Origin of the sequence: Hymenobacter arizonensis (genome assembly GCF_900115775.1) — a bacterium.
GTDB lineage: Bacteria > Bacteroidota > Bacteroidia > Cytophagales > Hymenobacteraceae > Hymenobacter > Hymenobacter arizonensis.
The window spans coordinates 946,940-966,116 of sequence record NZ_FOXS01000001.1 but is presented as its reverse complement, the minus strand read 5'-3'; the positions used below and the strand labels follow the sequence as shown (position 1 = coordinate 966,116).

The following is a 19,177-nucleotide window of genomic DNA, read 5'->3' as shown; positions in this document are numbered from 1 at the left end:
CAGCGGTTGTTAAATGATAACTGTTAATTGTTAAATGAATTAAGCGTCTTTGCGGACAATTGCGGCGCTCATTTCAGCGTCCATTACCACTTTGCCATTCACAAAAGCCTGGCCCCGCATTTTAGCAATGCCCCGCTTAATTGGTGCTAACAACTGGCAATGGAATAGGATTGTGTCGCCGGGCAATACTTTTTTGCGGAAGCGGCAGTTTTCGATGCCCAGGAAATATTGCCAGTAGTTCTCGGGGTCGGGTACGGTATTCATGACCAGGATGCCGCCGGTCTGGGCCATGGCCTCTACTTGCAGCACGCCCGGCATGACGGGGTTGCCGGGAAAGTGGCCCTGGAAAAAGGGCTCGTTCATGGTCACGTTCTTCACCGACGTCACCATTTGGTCGTCGAGGTGAATGATTTTGTCAATCAGCAAAAAGGGGTAGCGATGGGGCAGCACCTGCATAATGCGGTTGATGTCCATCACCGGCTCGCGGTTCATGTCGTACACCGGCACGGGGTTGCTGCGGGCTTCGAGCATCTTTTTCTTGATGCGCTTGGCGAAGGCCACGTTGGCTGCGTGCCCGGGGCGGGCCGCCAGAATCTGGCCCTTGAGCGGGCGGCCTACCAGGGCGAGGTCGCCCACAAGGTCGAGCAGCTTGTGGCGGGCCGGCTCGTTTTTGTGGCGCAGGTCCACGTTGTTAAGAATGCCTTCTTTCTTGACCGAAACGCGGGGCTTGCCCAGCATCTTAGCCAAGTCGTTGAGCTCCTCGTCCGTCACCACGCGGTCGACCACCACAATGGCGTTGCTGAGGTCGCCGCCGCGGATGAGGTTGTTCTTGTAGAGCATTTCCAGTTCGTGCAAGAAGCAGAACGTGCGCGAAGAGGCTATTTCTTCGCCAAACAGGCCAATGTCCGTGAGGGTGGCGTGCTGCGAGCCAAGCACCGGCGAGTTGTAGTCCACCATCACCGTGAGGCGGTAGTCGGAGAGGGGCAGGGCCGCAATCTCCACGCCGCGGGCATTGTCGACGTATCGAATGCTTTCGGGAATCTCATAGTAGTTGCGTAGCGCATTCTGCTCCTGCAGCCCCACCGTTTCGAGGGCCTTGATGAACTCAGCCGAGGAACCGTCCATAATGGGCGGCTCGGGGCCGGAGAGCTGAATGAGCACGTTGTCAAGCTGCATGCCCACCAACGCCGCCAGGGTGTGCTCCACGGTATTAATGCGGGCGCCGTTTTGCTCGATGGTGGTGCCCCGGCTGAGGTCGACCACGTTGTCCACGTCGGCATCGACAATGGGCTGGCCGGGCATATCAACGCGCTGAAACTTATAGCCATGGCCCACCGGCGCGGGGCAAAACGTCATGGTGGCTTCTACGCCCGTGTGCAGTCCGATGCCGCGCACCGTGACGGGCGCCTTGATGGTGTGTTGCTTGTCGTTCATTAGTTAGCTTTTAGCTATTGGCTGTTAGCTGTTAGCCTTTTCTTCGAGCAGTTGAGGTCAGGATAATTGAACGGGGCTAACAGCTAACGGCTAATAGCTAACGGCTCAAACCTAGCTGCAAAGCTAGGGCTTTTCCGTCGTGCTTTTAGCCTTCTCCAGGCGCTCTACGCGCTGCTCCAGTTCGGGCAGGCGGCGAAAAACGATTTGGGCGCGTTGGTTTTGCTTGAAATCGAAGGCCGTGGAGCCCTGTAGAATCAGGCCTTCCTGCTTCACGTTCTTGCCTACACCCGACTGGGCCGTGACGGTGGTTTTGTTGGCCAGCGTGACGTGGCCGGCCATTCCGACCTGCCCCGCCAGCACGCAGTGGTCGCCAATCTTGGCCGAGCCGGCGATGCCCGTTTGCGAGGCAATGACGGTGTGCTGACCAATTTCCACGTTGTGGGCCAGCTGCACAAGGTTGTCGATTTTGCTGCCGCGGCCCACGCGCGTAGAGCCCAGCGTGGCGCAGTCGACGGTGGCGTTAGCCCCAATGCTCACGTAGTCTTCCAGCACCACGTTGCCAATCTGCGGAATGGCCTTGTAGGAGCCATCGGGCTGGGGCGCGAAGCCGAAGCCATCGGAGCCCACCACCGCGCCAGCCTTCACAACGCAATACTGCCCAATTACGGTGTCGGGATATATTTTGGCCCCAGCGTGAATGATGCTGCCGTTGCCAATCGTTACCCGGTCGCCGATGTAGGCGTGCGGAAAAACGAGGACGTTTTCGCCCAGCTTGCAGTTTTCGCCGATATAGGAAAAGGCGCCCCGGTAGTGTCCAGCGCCAATTTCGGAGCTTTCGCCGATAAAGGAAGGCTGTTCGACGCCGCGCTTGCCGGTGCGCGTGGCCTGAGCATAAAACTCCAGCAACTGGCTGAACGCGGAGTAGGGATTTTCAACCCGAATGAGGGTGGGCTTGATAGCCGAGCGCAGTTCCTGCGTCTTGGCTACGATGACGGCGGAAGCGCCGGTTTCGTACAGAAAGGACTCGTATTTATTGTTAGACAGGAAGGTGAGGGAACCGGCCTGCGCTTCTTCGATTTTGGCTAAGCTGGAAATGCGCTGGGTAGCGTCGCCTTCCACGGTGCCGCCGAGAACTTCGGCGATTTGCTGAACAGTAAATTCCATAGCGGGCAAAATTAGTGCCTGGCGATTGAAGGCAGCACGTCAAACTCCCCTCCTTACCAAGAAGGAGATGCCAAACCGCAGGTTTGGCTGGGGTGGTTGGATCGTTGAACGATGAGCGAACGATTCAAGCGCGAGTCGTTCGCTCATCGTTCAACGATTCAACCACCCCAGCAAAACCTGCGGCTCGAACATCCCCTCCTTCGTAAGGAGGGGAGTTTGACGTGCTGCCATTTTAAAACATGGCGCTACTATACAATCTCCTTGGGGTAGCAGATGTAAAACTTCTCAACCCGCTGGCTCAGGGCCCGGATATTGGGCAAGTCCGAGGCTTCCATCACGTTCACCACATCACCTTTTTTGGTTAGAATCTCAATGGGCTCCTGGCTCTCAGCGTTGTAGGCGCTGTTACTGAGGCGGCCGGATATCATCAGCAGGGCTGCTTCGGCGGGGGGCAAGCTGAATTTTTCCTCAATCAACTCTTGGATGCCCAGGCGAAATTCCTCGTCGAAGGGCTCGGGTGCGAGCACAATTTTTAGCAGGTTGCGGTGCAGGATGCTTTTGGCGAGGTAGCTGAGCACCTTGTCGGGGTGGCCGGCCCAGTTCTTTATGGCCGACCAGAAGTCGTGGTCGTCGAGCTCCACAAAGTGGCTAAGGATTTTGTCGTCGCGCTCAAAATCATCTAGGCTTACGGCGCGGCCCAGGAAATAGCCCAGGCAGCTGTTGGCGGGCACATCCACGCCTTGGCGAGCCAAGTCGCGGGCCCGCTGCACCACCCGAATCACCATCTGCTCGGCACTGGTCACGGTTTTGTGAAGGTAAACCTGCCAGTACATCAGCCGGCGGCTGACCAGGAAATTCTCGACCGAGTACACAGCTTTTTCTTCCAGTACCAACCGCTCCTCGTGCACGCGCAGCATTTTGATGAGGCGGTCGGCGCCGGGCCGGCCTTCTTCCACGCCGGTGTAAAAGGAGTCGCGGTTGAGGTAGTCGAGCCGGTCCATGTCGAGCTGGCTGCTGACCAGCTGATGGAAAAAAGGGCGCTTGTAGGTGCCGCGAAACATCTCAATGGCCAGCGTCAGGCGGCCCTCAAACTCTACGTTGAGGCGCTGCATCAGGAACAGCGAGAGCTGCTCGTGCGGCACATCCTGGAAGATGGCGGTTTCCAGGGCGTGGGAGAGGGGGCCGTGGCCCACGTCGTGCAGCAGGATAGCCGCCAGGGCAGCTTCGCCCTCGGCCGCCGAAATCTTCACGCCCTTGTCTTTGAGGGTGCGTAGGGCCAACGACATGAGGTGCATGGCGCCTAGCGCGTGATGAAAGCGCGTGTGCAGCGCCCCGGGGTACACAAAGCCGGTGAGGCCAAGCTGCTGAATGCGCCGCAGCCGCTGGAAATAACGATGCTCGATGAGGTCAAACAGCAGCTCCGTGGGAATGGTGACGAAGCCGTACACCGGGTCGTTAAAAATTTTCTTTTTATTCATATAGAGCGTTAGCTATAGGCTAACGGGGCGAAGAACCAGGACTTCGTGGTACAAAAGAACGACGCCAAGGTGGAGTTTATGCCATTGGCACGGGGCTGGCTGCTGTTTCGCGCAACCGAACGGAACGGATATGAGACCTTTGGTGTGCTGCGGTCTTCACCGTTCAGCTAACCGCAATTCAATAACCAAACTGCCTCGTTTACGGTAAAGCTTTAAGGTTTGGCCGGCGACCAGGGCACTAGGGTGCCTGTTCTGCCGTTCAGTCCCTACGCCGGAGCCGAAACGCCTGGCAAAATTCACCCACGGACGCCTCGTGCGGCCGTATTTCTGATTCGCCACCATTTTCTTGGCGCTTTACTATGCAACAAACTACAATTCTTTGGGCCGACGATGAAATCGACTTGCTCAAGCCCCATTTGTTATTTCTAAAGGAAAAAGGCTACGACGTAACGCCCGTGAACAGCGGCGCCGATGCCATCGAGGAAATTCAGGAAAAGAGCTACGACCTGGTGTTTCTCGACGAGAACATGCCCGGCCTGACCGGCCTGCAAACCCTGACCGAAATCAAGGCCATCCGCCCCACGGTGCCGGTGGTGATGATTACTAAGAGCGAGGAAGAGCACATCATGGAATCGGCCATCGGCGCTAAAATCGCCGATTACCTCATTAAGCCGGTAAACCCGAGCCAGATTCTGCTGTCGGTGAAGAAGGTGCTTGATAACAAGCGCCTCGTGAGCGAAGCTACCAACAGCGGCTACCAGCGCGATTTCCGCCAGCTGGGCATGCAGCTTTCCGACCGCCTGTCGCCCGCCGAGTGGGCCGATGTGTACAAGAAGCTGGTGTATTGGGAGCTCGAAATCAACGAAACCGAAGGCAAAAGCATGGCTGAGGTGTTCAACATGCAGAAGGACGAGGCCAATACCTACTTCGGCCGCTTCATCACGGAGAGCTACGAGGACTGGGTGAACGGCGACGACAAGGACGCGCCCCTCATGTCGCACCAGCTGTTTAAAGACCGGGTGTTCCCCACGCTGAAGGCTACCGGCGACACGCCCGTGTACTTCGTACTGATTGACAACCTGCGCTACGACCAGTGGAAGGTATTGGAGCCCATTATCACCGAAATGTTCACCGTGGACAGCGAGGAGATGTACTACGCCATTCTGCCCACCACCACGGCCTACGCACGGAATGCCATCTTCTCGGGCATGATGCCTTCGGAAATTCAGAAAAAGTACCCGAACCTGTGGGTGACCGACGACGACGACGAAGGCAAAAACCTGCACGAGGCCGAGTTCATGGAAATCAATTTCCAGAAGAACAACCAGAAGGTGAAGCACAGCTACCACAAGGTGACCAACCTGCAGGCCGGCAAGGACTTGCTGGGCAAGATGAGCAACCTGCACAACAACTACAAGTGCAATGTCATCGTGTACAACTTCGTGGACATGCTCTCGCATGCCCGCACCGACATGGCCATGATTCGCGAGCTCGCCGCCGATGAGTCGGCCTACCGCAGCATCACTCGCTCTTGGTTCCTGCACTCGCCGCTGTATGAGATGCTGCAAACCATTGCCGAGAAAAAGGGCAAGCTCATCATCACCACCGACCACGGCACCATCCGCTGCAAGCGCCCCTACAAGATTGTGGGCGACCGCAACACCAACACCAACCTGCGATACAAGCACGGCAAAAACCTGGGCTTCGACGACTCGCGCGACGTGTACGTTGTGCGCAAGCCGGAAAGCATTTTCCTGCCGCGTGAGAACGTGAGCACAGCCTATGTTTTCACAATTGGGGACTACTTCTTTGCGTATCCCAACAACTACAACTACTACGTGAACTACTACAAGGACACGTTCCAGCACGGCGGCATTTCGCTGGAGGAATGCATCATTCCTTATGTGACGCTGACGGCCAAAGGTTAAGCGCAAGGTTTCGCGAAGTAAAAAAGGAAGTCTCGCAAAGTCTGGCATACCGTCAGACTTTGCGAGACTTCCTTTTTTACTTCGCGAAACCTTGCGCTACAGCTTATCCAGCGCTGCCTTTAGCCGCGGTAGCGCTGCCTGAATTGACTCCACCGTTTCTGCACCCACGGACGCGCGGAACCATGGCTCTGATGCGGGCGAGCCGAATGCGCTGAAAGGTACCAGCGCCAAATTAGCCTCAGCTATTAAGTATGAGGTCAGTTCGGCAGTGGTGGCTAGCATGGTGCCATCGGGCGCAGTGCGGCCAAGCACGTCAATCTTAATGGTGAGGTAGATGGCGCCGGCCGGGGCTACCGCATCCACGGGGTAGCCCTGTGTCTGCAGTTCTTTGAGGCCATCGAATAAGGCCTGCAGCGAAGCCTGCAGCTTGGTTTTCATGTCGGCGATAAATCCGTCGACGGCTGCTACTTCGGGCAGGAAATGAGCGGTGGCCACCTGCTCAGCTTTGGGCGCCCAAGCGCCCACGTGGCCCAGGATGGATTTCATTTTGTCGATGATGGCCGTAGGGCCGAAGCTGTAGCCCACCCGCACGCCGGTGGCGGCAAAGCACTTGGAAATGCCATCAATGTAGATGACGTAAGGCCGCAGCTCCGGGCGCAGACTCACGGGGTCGAAGTGTTGGGTTTCGCCGAAGGTGAGCAGCCAGTAAATCTGGTCGTAAAGAACGTAGAGCGGTTTTTCGTCAGCGCTCCGGCGCTTGTTTTCGGCCAGCACCAAGTCACAGATTTCTTCCAGGCCAGCCTTGGTAAAGACCGTGCCAGTGGGGTTCAGCGGAGAGCATAAGGCCAGCAAGGTGGCACCCGGCAGGTGCGGCGCCAGGTCGGCAGCAGTGGGCATGAAGTTGTTTTCCGGCTGAGTAGGCACCGCTACCTGCGTGGCACCGGTGAGGTGGCAGTAGTGGTTGTTGTTCCAGCTTGGCAGGGGGAATACTACCCGGTCGCCGGGGTCGACCAGGGCGCGGTACGTAGCGTAGATGAGTGGGCGAGAGCCGCCGGCCACCAGAATGTCGTTCGGGCCATAGTCGAGGCCCTGACGTATTTTCAGAAACTTGGAAACGGCATCCCGCAATTCGCCCATGCCCGCCGCAGGAGGGTAGTTGGTGAGGCCTTGCTGATAGGCTTTCGTGATGCCCGAGTTCAGCTCAGTTGGAATGGGGAAAATCTTGGGGTCGAAGTCCCCAATGGTCAGGTTGCAGATGTTGGCGCCCTGCCGCACCTGCTCACTGACCTGGTTGCCAATTCGAATAATTTCGGAGCCGCTAAGGCCGGCCGCCATCTTTGAAACTTGCATGAGAAAACAGAAAAAGAATGCCACACCGGCCCGCGAAGGTATTTCAGCGCGAGCATATTGCCCGCACCGGGTGGCGCACTGCAGCTCTCCTTGAGGTTCACTAGGAGAGTGGGCAAGCGTGCAGCATGGCCAGTCATTGAGAACAAACCACGCCTAGGATTGCCATTTAGCCAAGGAAACCCTGCCCGAGAAGTACTGCCTGGCTCTATTGCCCGCCGGCGCGCCGGAGCTCATCATCGGCGCCCACGGTGCGCTTGCGCGTGGCGGCTACCTTGCTGTTGCCGAAGCGGTAAGTCAGGGCGGCTGTCACTACCCGGCTGTCCTGCGCAAAACGGGAGGTTTCGGAAAAGTTGGCATAATCCGATGTCGACCCAATGATGTTGGTGTAAAAGATATCCGTCACATTGAGACGAAACGAACCTTGCTTGTTCCATAGGCTTTTCTGCAGGCTCGCCCCCACTTGGCCACGTGCGCGGGCATCTTCAAACCCCCAGATTTCGCGCGACTGAAAATTCCCGTTCAGCTCAGCGGACCACCCGCGGGGCAGGCTGAAGTTGTTATTGGCCGAGAATAAAAAGGCCGGCCGGCTACGGTCAAGCTTGGTTTCTGCCAGTTCGCCCTGGAAGCGCGAGTAGTAAAACACCGCATTGCTGTAGAGCGTCCACCATTTGGTGGGTTCGAGCGGAGCGGTGAGGCTGAGCGCATAATAGTGCTGGGTGCTTAGGTTCACGTCGCGGTTCACTACCAGGCGGCCGCCATCGGGGGAGGGCTGCACCACGTTCACAATGGGCTGGTCGGTTTGGGCGTAGGCCAGGGAGGTAATAAACTTCTGCCGGTACGTATGCGTCAGCTCAACATTGTAGCTGGTTTGGGCCACCAGATTGGGGTTGCCTGAGCGGTAGGAGGTGATGTCGAAATAGCTGCGTAGCGGGTTGACCTGGGCATAGCTGGGGCGGTCGATGCGGCGCGCTACTGTTGCCCCTAAAGCATGCCGCTCGTTTAGGGCGCGCTGCAGCGAAGCGCTTGGAAAAAGCTGCATATAATTTCGCCGGAACGGCACAGCGCCTTCAACATCGGCCCGGGTATTGGTTTGTTCGGCACGCAAGCCCGCTTGCAGGGCTGTTTTGGCGCGCACGCCCCGCATGCTGATGTAGGCAGCGTTTACGTTTTCCTCGTACCAAAAAGGACCGGAAATAGCACCGTCTCGCATGCTGGTGCCGTTGACCAAGCGCGTAAACTCCACGTTGTTGTCGGAGACTATTCTGGTCACTTTCAGGCCCATGTCCAGGCGGGCCCGTTGGGGCAGCGGCTGGCTAAAATCGGCCTTCAGAGCCTGAATAACGAGCGAGCTTTGTTGGTCTCCAGTGAGCGTGCTATTAGGGAAGGCGGGAACTTCAAAAACTGTCCGTAGCTCCTGCTGACGGGTGATGTCGTATCGACCAAAATCAGCATCTGCTGTGATAAACTTGGCGTTGGCCGAGTCAGCAAAGGAGTGACGAAAGTTGAGATTCAGCGTGCCGTTGGGCCGGTTGATGTCTTGTTCAACTCGGGAGGAATAGCGACCGGAAACTTCGCGCACTTCATTATAAAATAGCGTTTTGTTATCCGTATTGGCTTCTGTAAAGCTATGCAGCACGGTGCCTGAGACTCCCAGCAGCGTCCGCTCCGTCAGTGTTAAATCGAGCCCTGCCTTGGCGCTGTGGGAGCGCAAATGGGAGCGCTGCTCGTTGGCAATTACACTGCTGGCCAAGGGCAACTGGGAGGTAGCCGAGTATTGCCGGGCAAAGTCTTGCAGCACGAACCCCCGGCGGTCGGCATAAGCGTAGTTGCCGTAGACGTTGGTTTTTTTGCTGCGGTGATTCAGAGCCAGCCCGCTCGTGAATTTGCCATACACCCCACGGCCGTAGCCCATGTTAACGCTGCCGTTGGTGCCGTGGCGCTGGTCTTTTTTGAGGTTGATGGCGATGATGCCGGCGCCACCTTGCGCATCATATTGAGCCGGTGGATTAGTAATGAGCTCGACGCTCTGAAGCTGCTCGGCGGGCAGGGCGCGCAGAAAGTCGGCAAGTTCCCTGCCTGTTAGTGGAGTGCGCTTGCCATCAATAACAACCAACAGGCCCTGTCGCCCGCGCAGGCTAATGTTCTCGGAAACGTCCATCGTAACGGCAGGGGCGCGACCCAGCACATCCAGAGCGGTGGCTCCGGAAGAGAGCGGACTGTCGGCCACGTTTATCACAATGCGGTCGCCCTTGTGCTCAAACAGGGGCTTACGCGCCGTCACGACCACGTCTTTGAGCGTGGTGGCTTGGCTGGGCACCAACTGAATGCCGGGCAGGGTCAATCCAGTCGGCGGGAGCTCAAACTTGGGACTCCAGTAACGGTTAAAACCCACCTGTGCCACCGAGACGAGGTAAGTGCCGCTCCCCGCTGCATCGAGCCGGAAGGTGCCTTGTGCGTCGCTGAATTCCGTTTTCACCACCGATGAGTCAGTAGCCAAATGCAGGGTAACGGTTGCTAGCTCGATGGGCCCGCCGGTGCTTTTGGCTACGGCACCAGTCACGCTGGCATGCTGCTGAGCCCAAATGCTTTGCGGAGCTAGTAGCACAAGGCTAGGTAGCAACCACCGTATGCAGAGGGAGGGCACGAGCCCGCACCGAGCCGGGTCAAAATTGAACATGTAGCGGTAGCTGGTAGAGGTCGGAAGTGCAATTGCAAAGCGGGTAGATACCGGTTGCTTCGCTGAAGGTAATACTAAAAAAGGCGGGCGCTGGCGACTAATGTACCCTCTTTTAAGTGAACACGTTAGCCCATGCAGCGGAACGTAAAGGTGGAGTATAGCCGTCGATAATCCAAAACGGAAGGTGCTTTTGCCGCTTAGCAGGTAAATTTGCCACATGCTACCCATTACCATTCAGGTTCCTGTTTTAGCCAGCTTGCCCGCCGCCGCTCGTCAGGTAGAGGCGGCTATCGCCGAGTCGGGGTGCACGGTGGTGGCCTTTGAGGGCGAGATGGGAGCGGGCAAAACCACGCTCATTCGGGAGCTGGCGCGCACTCTGGGCGTGGCCGACGATGTGAGCAGCCCCACCTTCGCCCTGGTCAACGAGTACCGCGACGGGCGCGACCGGCCCGTGTACCACTTTGACTTTTACCGCATCGATTCCATCAACGAAGCCGAGCGAATAGGCGCCGCAGAGTACTTCGATTCCGGGTATCTTTGCCTAGTAGAATGGCCAGCCCGCGTGGCTGAGTTACTACCGGAGCCCCGACTCGAAGTGCGCCTCGACGTACTAAGTGCCGAAGCCCGGAGCATTCAAATAACAGTTATTACCTAATACCCAACCTTAATATTTGCTGATTAGCGCTTGGGGAAGCATGGCCGTTTCCGGCTGCATTCTCGCTGATTAATAACTGTTACCTGAAAACATGGCCGAACAGCTTCCATCTGGTTTTGAGTCACTGGCCACGAGCCGCGCCTATTTCACCCAGGAGTCGATGCTGGCCGTGGAAACGCGCAAGCGCAAACTCTTTATCGGGTTGCCCCGTGAAACCTCGCTCCAAGAAAACCGGATTGGCCTGACGCCGGAAGCCGTGCAGCACCTCGTCACCGAAGGCCACGAAGTCCTCATCGAGGCCGGTGCCGGGGAGCCCAGCAAATACGCCGACCATGCGTATTCCGAAGCCGGCGCCCAGATTGCTTACTCGGCCGAGGAAGTGTTTAAAGCCGATGTGCTGCTAAAAGTAGCCCCGCCCACGCTTGATGAGATAGAGCTGCTACACCCGGGTCAAACCCTGATTTCGGCCCTGCAAATGGGCTCCATGACACAGGAGTACATCTCGGCCCTGGCCCGCAAAAAAATCAATGCCATCGGCTTTGAGCTCATGAAGGACCCCAGCGGCGCGCGCCCCGTGGTGCGGGCCATGAGTGAAATTGCCGGTTCCACGGTCATGCTCATTGCGGCCGAATACCTGGCCCGCTCCAACGAGGGCAAGGGCATTATTCTGGGGGGCATCACGGGTGTGCCGCCGTCGCAGGTGGTCATTTTGGGCGCTGGCACGGTGGCCGAGTACGCCGCGCGCGCGGCCACCGGCCTGGGCGCCGAAGTGAAAATCTTCGACAACCACCTCTACAAGCTGCGCCGCCTCAAGCACAACCTGGGCATGCAGCTCTACACCAGCACGCTCGACACGTTTGCCCTCAGCCAGCAAATTCGCCGCGCCGATGTAGTGATTGGTGCCCTCACTGTAGAAGACGGCCGGATTCCCTTCATGGTGTCAGAAGAGATGGTGGCCAGTATGGCGTCTGGCTCCGTTATCATCGACGTGAGCATTGACCAGGGCGGCTGTTTCGAAACCAGCGAGATGACCAGCCACAGCAGCCCCGTTTTCCGCAAGTACGACGTGGTGCACTACTGCGTGCCCAATATTGCTTCCCGCGTGCCCCGCACCGCGACCAACGCGCTAAGTAACATATTCACGCCCATTTTGCAGGAAATCAGCCAGCACGGCGGCATCAACGAAGTGCTGTTCACAAACGAGCATTTCCGGAGTGGCGTGTACATCTACCGCGGCTCGCTAACGAATGCCATGATTGCGAAGAAGTTTAACCTGCGCTACAAGGAATTGGGGCTGCTGATTGCGGTTCGGAATTAAGTAATAAGCAGCGTTCAAGAATTAGGAGAGCAATCGTTAGTCTTTCATTATCACCGTGCAAGAACAACCTGTTGCCTTAACCTCCCGGCCGCTGCTTGAATTTACGGCGGCCGAGGCCTGCGACGCTATGAATCGCTCGTTTGAGGAGTATTTCGTGCCGCTGGTGTTCGATGCGGCCAGTTTCGAGCGCCGCTTTCGGGGTGAAAATTTGGATGCCGAAGCCAGTAAGCTGTGGTTTCGGGGGGACGAGCTAATTGGGTTGGTGCTGATAGCACGCCGGGGCTGGACCAGCCGGGTAGCCGCCATGGGCTTGGTGATAGGAGAACGCGGGAAAGGTTACGGAAAGGTGATGCTGCAAGCAGCCGTTGTGGAAGCCACCGCCCGCGGCGACAACAACTTGCTGCTGGAAGTTTTCACGCCGAATGAGCGCGCCCGCCGCCTGTATGAGGCCACTGGCTTTCGCAACACCCGGCTGCTCACTACCTTCAATTGTCCCGCTGACCGCGCCGGCAACGTCCCGGCCGCCCTCGCGGAGCTTGACCCGCGCGAGGTGGCGCGGATGCTGATTAAAGAAGTTGACACCGAACTACCCTGGATGGTTTCGTCCGAAACCCTGGCGGCCGTGGCGCCCCCCGTGCGCGCATTTCACCTGGAGGGCAAAGCATTCGCTATTGTGCGGGCCGACCCGCACCGAACCATATTGCTGACCCTGGTGGTGCCAAAAGAATTCCGACGGCAGGGGTGGGGCTCCCGACTGCTGCAACTGTTGGAAGCCACTTATGCTCACCGCGGCTTTATGGCGCATTCGGTGCTGGAAGGGCCAGGCTATCATTTCTTGGAGGCCCGGGGCTGGCAGCCGCAAGCCCTTACCCTCTACGAAATGGTGCTACCACTTATGGCCTCCCAGCCCGAGCTTTAGTGCAGGGCCGTGCTGGGCTAGCCAACTATCAACAAGGTTTTCCAAGCGTCAGCGAGGCGGCCTTCGGCCAGAAACTGCCGGGCCAATAGCAGCAGTTCTTGCTTTAGCATTTGAGGGTCTTGCTGGTGTTTGTTGAGCACGTAGGCCAGCATGGGCTCGTTTTTAAAAGCTTCAATTTGCTCGGGGGTGGGTAAGGCTTCGCGCTCGATGTTGGCTAGTCGGCCCAACTCGTTGCCCGTGAGCACGTCGCTGTTGCGGATGTGCTCAGGCAATCCATCGATGCCGATGCCGATGTGGCGGTTGGGCTTGGGTACCTCGAAGAGGCTGGCGCCACTGGCGCGGCAGTACCAGTCGCCGCCCAGGCGGGCCACGGCGTCGAGCTTGAAGGGGTCGATGCCGGTGGCATCGGGCAGAAGGATGTCTTGGCGGAAATGGGCCCGCACCACCCGGCAGATGATGAGATTGCCAGCGCCGTTGTTCTGGCCCAACTCAATTACCTGCTCCACCACGCACTCGAACGCGGCCGGCGCCTCGGCCACGCGAGGCGGCCGCACCAGCTCCGAAGCCAGCTCGGTGAGGCCGGCTTTGGTGAATTCATTAACGCCTTTTTCGTACTCGGTGCTGGCCAGGGACATTTGCTCCACCAGCGCGAAGTCGCAGATGTTGATGACGACTTCGGGCACTTCCCGCACGTTTTGCAGCGTGTGCTTCTGGGTATTGTCCCGCACCCGGTTGGCCGGCGAGAACACCAGTATGGGCGGGTTGGAGCTGAAGGCGTTAAAGAAACTATAGGGACTCAGGTTCACGCGTCCTTCGGCGTCTATGGTGCTGGCAAACGCCACGGGGCGGGGCGCCACGGCGCCCACCATGAAGGGGTGCCACTCGCTGGGCTTGAGGTCCGATGGGGTAAGGGAATGAAATTCGTGCTTGGGAGATGGCATAAAGAAGGGTGATGCGCCGTTGGGTTGACTTGCGTGGCCAAAGCTAGAGCCATTTTGGTGCTCGGGACCTCGGACTTGCAAGGCTCATTCCTAAACGGCTGCCTCCTAGCTTTAGTCCCATGAAAAAGCTGTTTTGGTGGCTTGCGCTCGCCACGTTAACTACTCCCGCTCTCGGTGCGCCTGGTTTGGCGGTCATAGGAGTAGCGGATACCGTCCGCCTCCGCCAGCACCTGCAGGTGCTGACTACCACGCCGCAGCCCCGCAACTACCAGCATCCGATAGTGCTTGATACGGTGGCAGCTTACGTTTCACGCCAACTTCACGCAGCCGGAGCGCGCGTGGCGCAGCAGCCTTACACTGTAAACGGCCAAACCTATCGCAACGTGCTGGGCTCTTTTGGTCCAGAAGCCGGGCCGCGCCTGGTGGTGGGTGCCCATTACGACGTGTGCGGCGACCAGCCCGGCGCCGACGATAACGGGACTGGCGTGGCGGCGCTGCTGGAGCTGGCCCGGCTGCTCGGGCAGCAGCCCAGCTTGCCATACCGCATAGATTTAGTGGCCTACACCTTGGAGGAACCGCCATTTTTCCGGACCAAAAACATGGGCAGCTACGTGCACGCCGCTAGTCTGCATGCCGCCGGTGTGCCGGTGCGCGGCATGGTGGCCCTCGAAATGTTGGGCTATTTCGACGACCGTAAAGGCTCGCAGGATTACCCCTTTGGGCCACTGAAATTCATCTATGGCAGCCGGGGCAACTATGTGACCGTGGCGCAAAAAATAGGCAATGGCCGCTTTGGACGCCAGTTTGCCCGTCGCTACAAAAACGCAGCCAGGCTGCCTGTTCGTCGGTTCAAGGCCCCGGCCTGGCTGCCCGGCATCGATTTTTCCGACCATCTCAACTACTGGAAGTTTGGCTACCCGGCCGTGCTGCTCACCGACACTGCTTTTTATCGCAACAAGAGCTACCACGAAACCACCGACACCCTCGCCCGCCTGGACATGCGCCGCCTGGGGCTGGCTGTAGACGCCCTGCTGGCTACGGTGCTGGCCGATTAATAAGCAGTCCGGTTCAGCTGGTTTATTTGCTAAACTGGTATATGTTTGCTCAATAGCTGTAGCTTTATGAAGCTTACACCCTTAATTTCAACTCATGGCCAGTCCTGCCTGCCCCAAGTGCGAATCAGCAGAAGCCACCAAAAGTGGCGTGGTGAACAATCGGCAGCGGTTTAAGTGCAAAAACTGCGGCTACCACTACACGGTGGCCAAAATGGGCCGCGAAGTAGATAGCTACTACGTAATTAAGGCCTTACAGCTATACATAGAAGGCGTGAGCTACCGCGAGATAGAGCGCCTGCTGGGCGTGAGCCACGTGAGCGTGATGAACTGGGTGAAGAAATACGGCGTGCGGGCCCCGCGGCAGACCGAATACCACCCCACTTATAAAATATTTAACCAGAGCGAATTGGCGGCGTTTTTTCAAGTGCCTGGCAATTTGAAAGGGGCTGGCATGGTGGTTACGGAGTTAGGCGACAAGTTTATGGTTATTCGCTGGGAGCGATTCCGGGCGGGGTAGCCAGTTGAAAGAAGCAGGGAGGCTATAGGTATTAGCAAAAGTATAGTGCCAAGGTAGCAATGCGCACTTGGGGGCTGCTACTTAGCCGGCGCAACATTCAGTAGGCCGCAAGCCTGCCGTGAATGGTGCTATTTCATCCTTCTCTCCTCACTTCTTTCATCACTTATGAGAATTCCCCGCTACGCTGTGGCCCTAAGCGGCCTAATGTTGGCCGGTGCTGGTGCCTCATTTGGTCAGGTGACTCCCACCACGCCTCCGGCGCCAGTGGGAACACCTCCACCAGTGGCAGACCCAGTTCCGGCACCCACTACCACGCCCGTCCCCGCCGGAACCAACCCGTTACCATCGGGCCAGCAAACGCCATCGGCACCGGTAGCTCCGGCTGCGGGCAGCGCCGCCACGCCAGCGCCAACCGAGTCGATTCCCTATGGTGCGGGTATGAAGGTGAATATCTCGCCCGATGGCTCGAAGTATTTGCGGTTTCTCACGTGGCACCAAATCTGGACGCGCTACAGCCAGAACAACACCGGTACGGAGCGGGCTCCTGGCAAACTGCAAGACGACCAAGTGGACTTTGCCATCCGGCGCTCGCGACTGATTGTGCTGGCCCAGCTGAATCCTCGGTTCATGATTTACACCCACATTGGTATCAACAACCAGACGGCCGTGAGTGGGGGCGTGTTGCCGACTACCGACGCTAAAAAGCCCCAGCTTTTTATTCACGAAGCAGTGGTTGAGTTCAAGGTTAACAAATACTTGAGTCTGGGTTCTGGCATGCACTATCAGAACGGGCTTTCGCGCCTCACGCGGGCCAGCACGCTCAACTTCCTAACGCTGGATGCGCCGCTCACCAACTGGCCCACCATAGAGGCCATCGACCAGTTTGCGCGGGGTATTGGGGCCTATGCTAAGGGCAGGGTGGCCAAGCTTGACTATGCTTTTAGCGTGAATGAGTCGTTCCTAACCAACCAGACTGGCGCCTTAAGCAATGCACTTGGCTTGGGTGCTACTCCGGTTACGACAACGGTGACAACCGGTACGCCTCCTAACCAAGTTACCACCAGCACCACCACTAGCACCGGCAACAATATTGCTCAGTACAACCCGCAGGGTACCAATCATATTTACCAAGGCTACGTCAGTTGGGAGTTTTTGGAGCAGGAATCGAACCTGCTTCCCTTTAACGTAGGTAGCTACCTCGGGACTAAGCGGGTATTCAACCTAGGCGGTGGGTTTTTCTATAACAAAGACGGCATGGTTTCCCGTGAAAACACAGTGACTGTGCAAGGTGCCGCATTCACCCCGGCTCAGATTGCGGCCATTCCCACGCGCAAGCACGACATCGGTCTGTGGTCGCTGGATGCCTTCTTCGATACCCCCATCAACAAGGAAACCGGCACCGCATTCACCATTTATGGGGTGTACTACAACTTCGACATGGGGCCCAACCACGTGCGCTTTATTGGGGCCTCAAACCCCGGCTACGGCACCAACGCTCGTCGTGGCAATGCCGTGCCACATTCCGGCACGGGCCAGATAGGCTTTGTTGAAACCGGCTACCTGTTGCCCAAAAGCCTGCTGGGTCCCAAAATGCGCGTGCAGCCTTATGCGTCTTACCTCCTTGCCGGCTACGAGGGCCTACGCACCAGCACGGGCGAGCAGAAAAACGTGAACATCGCGGACGTGGGCGCCAACTTCTTCATCGACGGTCACAACGCCAAGTTCACGCTGAACTACCGCCACCGGCCCGACTTCACTGACGTGAACAATGTGAAGTACCGTCCCGAGGTCACCTTGCAAACTCAGATTTTTCTGTAGGCTGCGGCCCTGCTTGTTCTCTTTTAACCCTTTCATCTTACCCACTCTTATGGAACAAAGTGTTTCACCCCCGTACGGTGCTCCGGTTGATACCGAGGTTGCTCACGACAATAACACCACGCCGACCGGTAAAATCTGGCAGGTGATAACGGCCTCCTCGGTGGGCACGGTTATCGAGTGGTACGACTTCTACATTTTTGGCTCGCTGGCCACCATCATCGGGCCGGTGCTGTTTGGCTCGAAGGGCAAAATTGAAGACACGCTGCTGGGCGCGCTGGCGGTGTTTGGGGCGGGCTTTGTGGTTCGTCCATTCGGGGCCGTGTTTTTCGGCCGTATTGGCGACATGATTGGCCGCAAGTACACCTTCTTGCTCACGCTGCTCATCATGGGCGGGGCCACGTTCGTTACCGGCCTCATTCCGAGCTACGATAAAATTGGGCTGGCAGCCCCCGCCATTGTGGTGGTGCTGCGCCTGCTGCAGGGCCTGGCGCTGGGCGGGGAGTACGGCGGGGCTACGACGTACGTAGCCGAATACTCGCCCGACCATAAGCGGGGTTACTATACCAGCTTTATTCAGATTACGGCCACGGCCGGCTTGTTTCTGTCGGTACTCGTGATTTTGGCCACTCGCAAGATTGTGGGCGAAGATGCCTTCAAGGAGTGGGGCTGGCGCCTGCCTTTCCTGCTGTCGGGCGCGCTGATTGTGGCTTCGTATTACATCCGCCGCAAGCTGGCCGAGTCGCCACTGTTTGCCAAAGCCAAGGCTGAGGGCAAAACCAGCACCAACCCGCTGCGCGAATCCTTCGTGAACCCCGTTAACCGCCGCCTGGTGCTCATCGCTTTGTTTGGCGCTACCATGGGCCAGGGCGTGGTATGGTACACCGGCCAGTTCTACGCCTACTCGTTCATGCTCTCCACCCTTAAGATGAGCATTGTGGATGCCGCCATTGTGCTCTGTTCGGCCCTCGCTTTGGCCACGCCTTTCTTCGTGTACTTCGGCAGCCTCTCGGACCGCATCGGGCGGAAGAAAATCATCATGACGGGCCTGCTTTGCGGTGCAATCTTCACCGTGCCCATCTTCTACGGGCTGAAGCAGTATGCCGGCCCGCTCACGGAAAAAACGGCTGCCATTCCCGCAACAGTCGATGCCGCTGGCGCAGCCGTGGCCGCGGTGCCCGCCGTGATGCAGTCGGCCTCGCCACAAATGCTGCCCATGATTCTGCTGACGTTCTGCCTGGTGCTGTTCGTGACCATGGCCTACGGTCCCATTGCGGCTTACCTAGTCGAGCTGTTTCCCACCAAGGTGCGCTACACCTCGCTTTCGCTGCCTTATCACATTGGCAACGGCGTGTTTGGGGGCTTTGTGCCGTTCATCGCTACTTCGCTCACCGTGTGGGCCGCCACGCAGCCCGAGGGCACGTTCACGAAAAGCTACAGCATTTACATGGGCTTGATTTATCCCGTCGCAATTGCGCTGATATGCTTTTTCATTGGCTCCATCTACATGAAAGATGTGCGCAACGTGAAGCTCATGGATGATAATCCATCGACTAGCTGAGGGCTGGCTAGCAGCCATAAATCGTGAAAAAAGCCGCTGGTCCTTCGGGCCAGCGGCTTTTCCGTTAAATTGGAGGGCTACTGCAACCACCGCCGTGGCCCCGCCACGCTTTCCCAGCTCACTTGCCCATGCCCAACCCCACCCGCCCCGAAGATGCTGAGATGCGACGCGGGCAGCGGCTCCTGTTTGTTTCGATATTGTTTGGGGCGATGCTTTGCTTTCCGCTGCTGGGCGTGTTCGACCAGGAAAAGCGGGTGGGCGGCTTGCCCTTGCTGTATGTGTACATTCTGGCGATGTGGATATTGATTGTAGCCGTGACCGGCTACCTGGTGCGGAAAACGGATTGATTGTCCATCGCCATCGAT

Annotated in this window: 15 protein-coding genes; 9 read left to right on the top strand and 6 right to left on the bottom strand. The window is 57.8% G+C overall.

Going from position 1 to position 19,177, the window contains the following annotated elements:
• Positions 1-39 precede the first annotated feature (39 nt).
• From BMZ66_RS04065 to BMZ66_RS04055, 3 genes are all read right to left on the bottom strand, one after another.
• Entirely contained in the window at positions 40-1,434 is a 1,395-nt protein-coding gene (locus BMZ66_RS04065) for a bifunctional UDP-3-O-[3-hydroxymyristoyl] N-acetylglucosamine deacetylase/3-hydroxyacyl-ACP dehydratase (RefSeq protein WP_092669191.1), read from the bottom strand.
• A 123-nt stretch (positions 1,435-1,557) separates the two neighbouring features.
• A complete protein-coding gene (lpxD, locus tag BMZ66_RS04060; RefSeq protein WP_092669175.1) occupies positions 1,558-2,598 on the bottom strand; it encodes a UDP-3-O-(3-hydroxymyristoyl)glucosamine N-acyltransferase in 1,041 nt (346 codons plus the stop codon).
• Positions 2,599-2,846: 248 nt separating this feature from the next.
• On the bottom strand, positions 2,847-4,076 hold the full coding sequence (locus BMZ66_RS04055) for an HD domain-containing protein (RefSeq protein WP_092669174.1): 1,230 nt from the start codon (positions 4,074-4,076) through the stop codon (positions 2,847-2,849).
• A gap of 359 nt (positions 4,077-4,435) precedes the next feature.
• On the opposite strand from BMZ66_RS04055, the gene porX reads away from it, so the two are divergent.
• Positions 4,436-6,004: a T9SS response regulator signal transducer PorX gene (gene porX, locus BMZ66_RS04050; RefSeq protein ID WP_092669173.1), complete on the top strand. Its 1,569-nt coding sequence runs from the start codon at positions 4,436-4,438 to the stop codon at positions 6,002-6,004.
• Positions 6,005-6,100: 96 nt separating this feature from the next.
• Here the strand turns inward: porX and BMZ66_RS04045 are convergent, their stop codons facing one another.
• Positions 6,101-7,354 carry a pyridoxal phosphate-dependent aminotransferase gene (locus tag BMZ66_RS04045; RefSeq protein WP_092669172.1) on the bottom strand — a complete coding sequence of 418 codons (1,254 nt, stop codon included), beginning with the start codon at positions 7,352-7,354 and terminating at the stop codon, positions 6,101-6,103.
• Between the two features lie 205 nt (positions 7,355-7,559).
• Positions 7,560-9,959, bottom strand: a complete 2,400-nt coding sequence (locus tag BMZ66_RS04040) for an outer membrane beta-barrel family protein (protein ID WP_177204586.1) — start codon at positions 9,957-9,959, stop codon at positions 7,560-7,562.
• A 289-nt stretch (positions 9,960-10,248) separates the two neighbouring features.
• On the opposite strand from BMZ66_RS04040, the gene tsaE reads away from it, so the two are divergent.
• The 3 genes from tsaE (at position 10,249) to BMZ66_RS04025 (ending at position 12,923) form a co-directional block, all read left to right on the top strand.
• The gene (tsaE, locus tag BMZ66_RS04035) at positions 10,249-10,686 is read left to right on the top strand and encodes a tRNA (adenosine(37)-N6)-threonylcarbamoyltransferase complex ATPase subunit type 1 TsaE (protein WP_092669170.1); all 438 of its coding nucleotides are present in this window, start codon (positions 10,249-10,251) and stop codon (positions 10,684-10,686) included.
• A gap of 91 nt (positions 10,687-10,777) precedes the next feature.
• Positions 10,778-12,004 (top strand): alanine dehydrogenase, encoded by a 1,227-nt coding sequence (locus tag BMZ66_RS04030; RefSeq protein WP_092669163.1) that lies wholly within the window; start codon positions 10,778-10,780, stop codon positions 12,002-12,004.
• Between the two features lie 127 nt (positions 12,005-12,131).
• Complete coding sequence (locus tag BMZ66_RS04025) at positions 12,132-12,923, top strand: GNAT family N-acetyltransferase (RefSeq protein ID WP_092669161.1); 792 nt, start codon at positions 12,132-12,134, stop codon at positions 12,921-12,923.
• A gap of 17 nt (positions 12,924-12,940) precedes the next feature.
• On the opposite strand, the gene BMZ66_RS04020 is transcribed toward BMZ66_RS04025, so the two are convergent.
• A complete protein-coding gene (locus BMZ66_RS04020; protein ID WP_092669159.1) occupies positions 12,941-13,864 on the bottom strand; it encodes a flavin reductase family protein in 924 nt (307 codons plus the stop codon).
• A gap of 119 nt (positions 13,865-13,983) precedes the next feature.
• Between BMZ66_RS04020 and BMZ66_RS04015 the strand changes: the two genes are divergently transcribed.
• The 5 genes from BMZ66_RS04015 (at position 13,984) to BMZ66_RS03995 (ending at position 19,159) form a co-directional block, all read left to right on the top strand.
• Positions 13,984-14,919 (top strand): M28 family peptidase, encoded by a 936-nt coding sequence (locus tag BMZ66_RS04015; protein ID WP_092669157.1) that lies wholly within the window; start codon positions 13,984-13,986, stop codon positions 14,917-14,919.
• A gap of 94 nt (positions 14,920-15,013) precedes the next feature.
• Complete coding sequence (locus BMZ66_RS04010) at positions 15,014-15,436, top strand: IS1/IS1595 family N-terminal zinc-binding domain-containing protein (protein ID WP_092669155.1); 423 nt, start codon at positions 15,014-15,016, stop codon at positions 15,434-15,436.
• Positions 15,437-15,601: 165 nt separating this feature from the next.
• A complete protein-coding gene (locus BMZ66_RS04005) occupies positions 15,602-17,254 on the top strand; it encodes a hypothetical protein (RefSeq protein WP_143080046.1) in 1,653 nt (550 codons plus the stop codon).
• A gap of 49 nt (positions 17,255-17,303) precedes the next feature.
• Positions 17,304-18,812 (top strand): MFS transporter, encoded by a 1,509-nt coding sequence (locus BMZ66_RS04000; RefSeq protein WP_092669151.1) that lies wholly within the window; start codon positions 17,304-17,306, stop codon positions 18,810-18,812.
• A gap of 128 nt (positions 18,813-18,940) precedes the next feature.
• On the top strand, positions 18,941-19,159 hold the full coding sequence (locus tag BMZ66_RS03995) for a hypothetical protein (protein WP_092669149.1): 219 nt from the start codon (positions 18,941-18,943) through the stop codon (positions 19,157-19,159).
• Positions 19,160-19,177 lie beyond the last annotated feature (18 nt).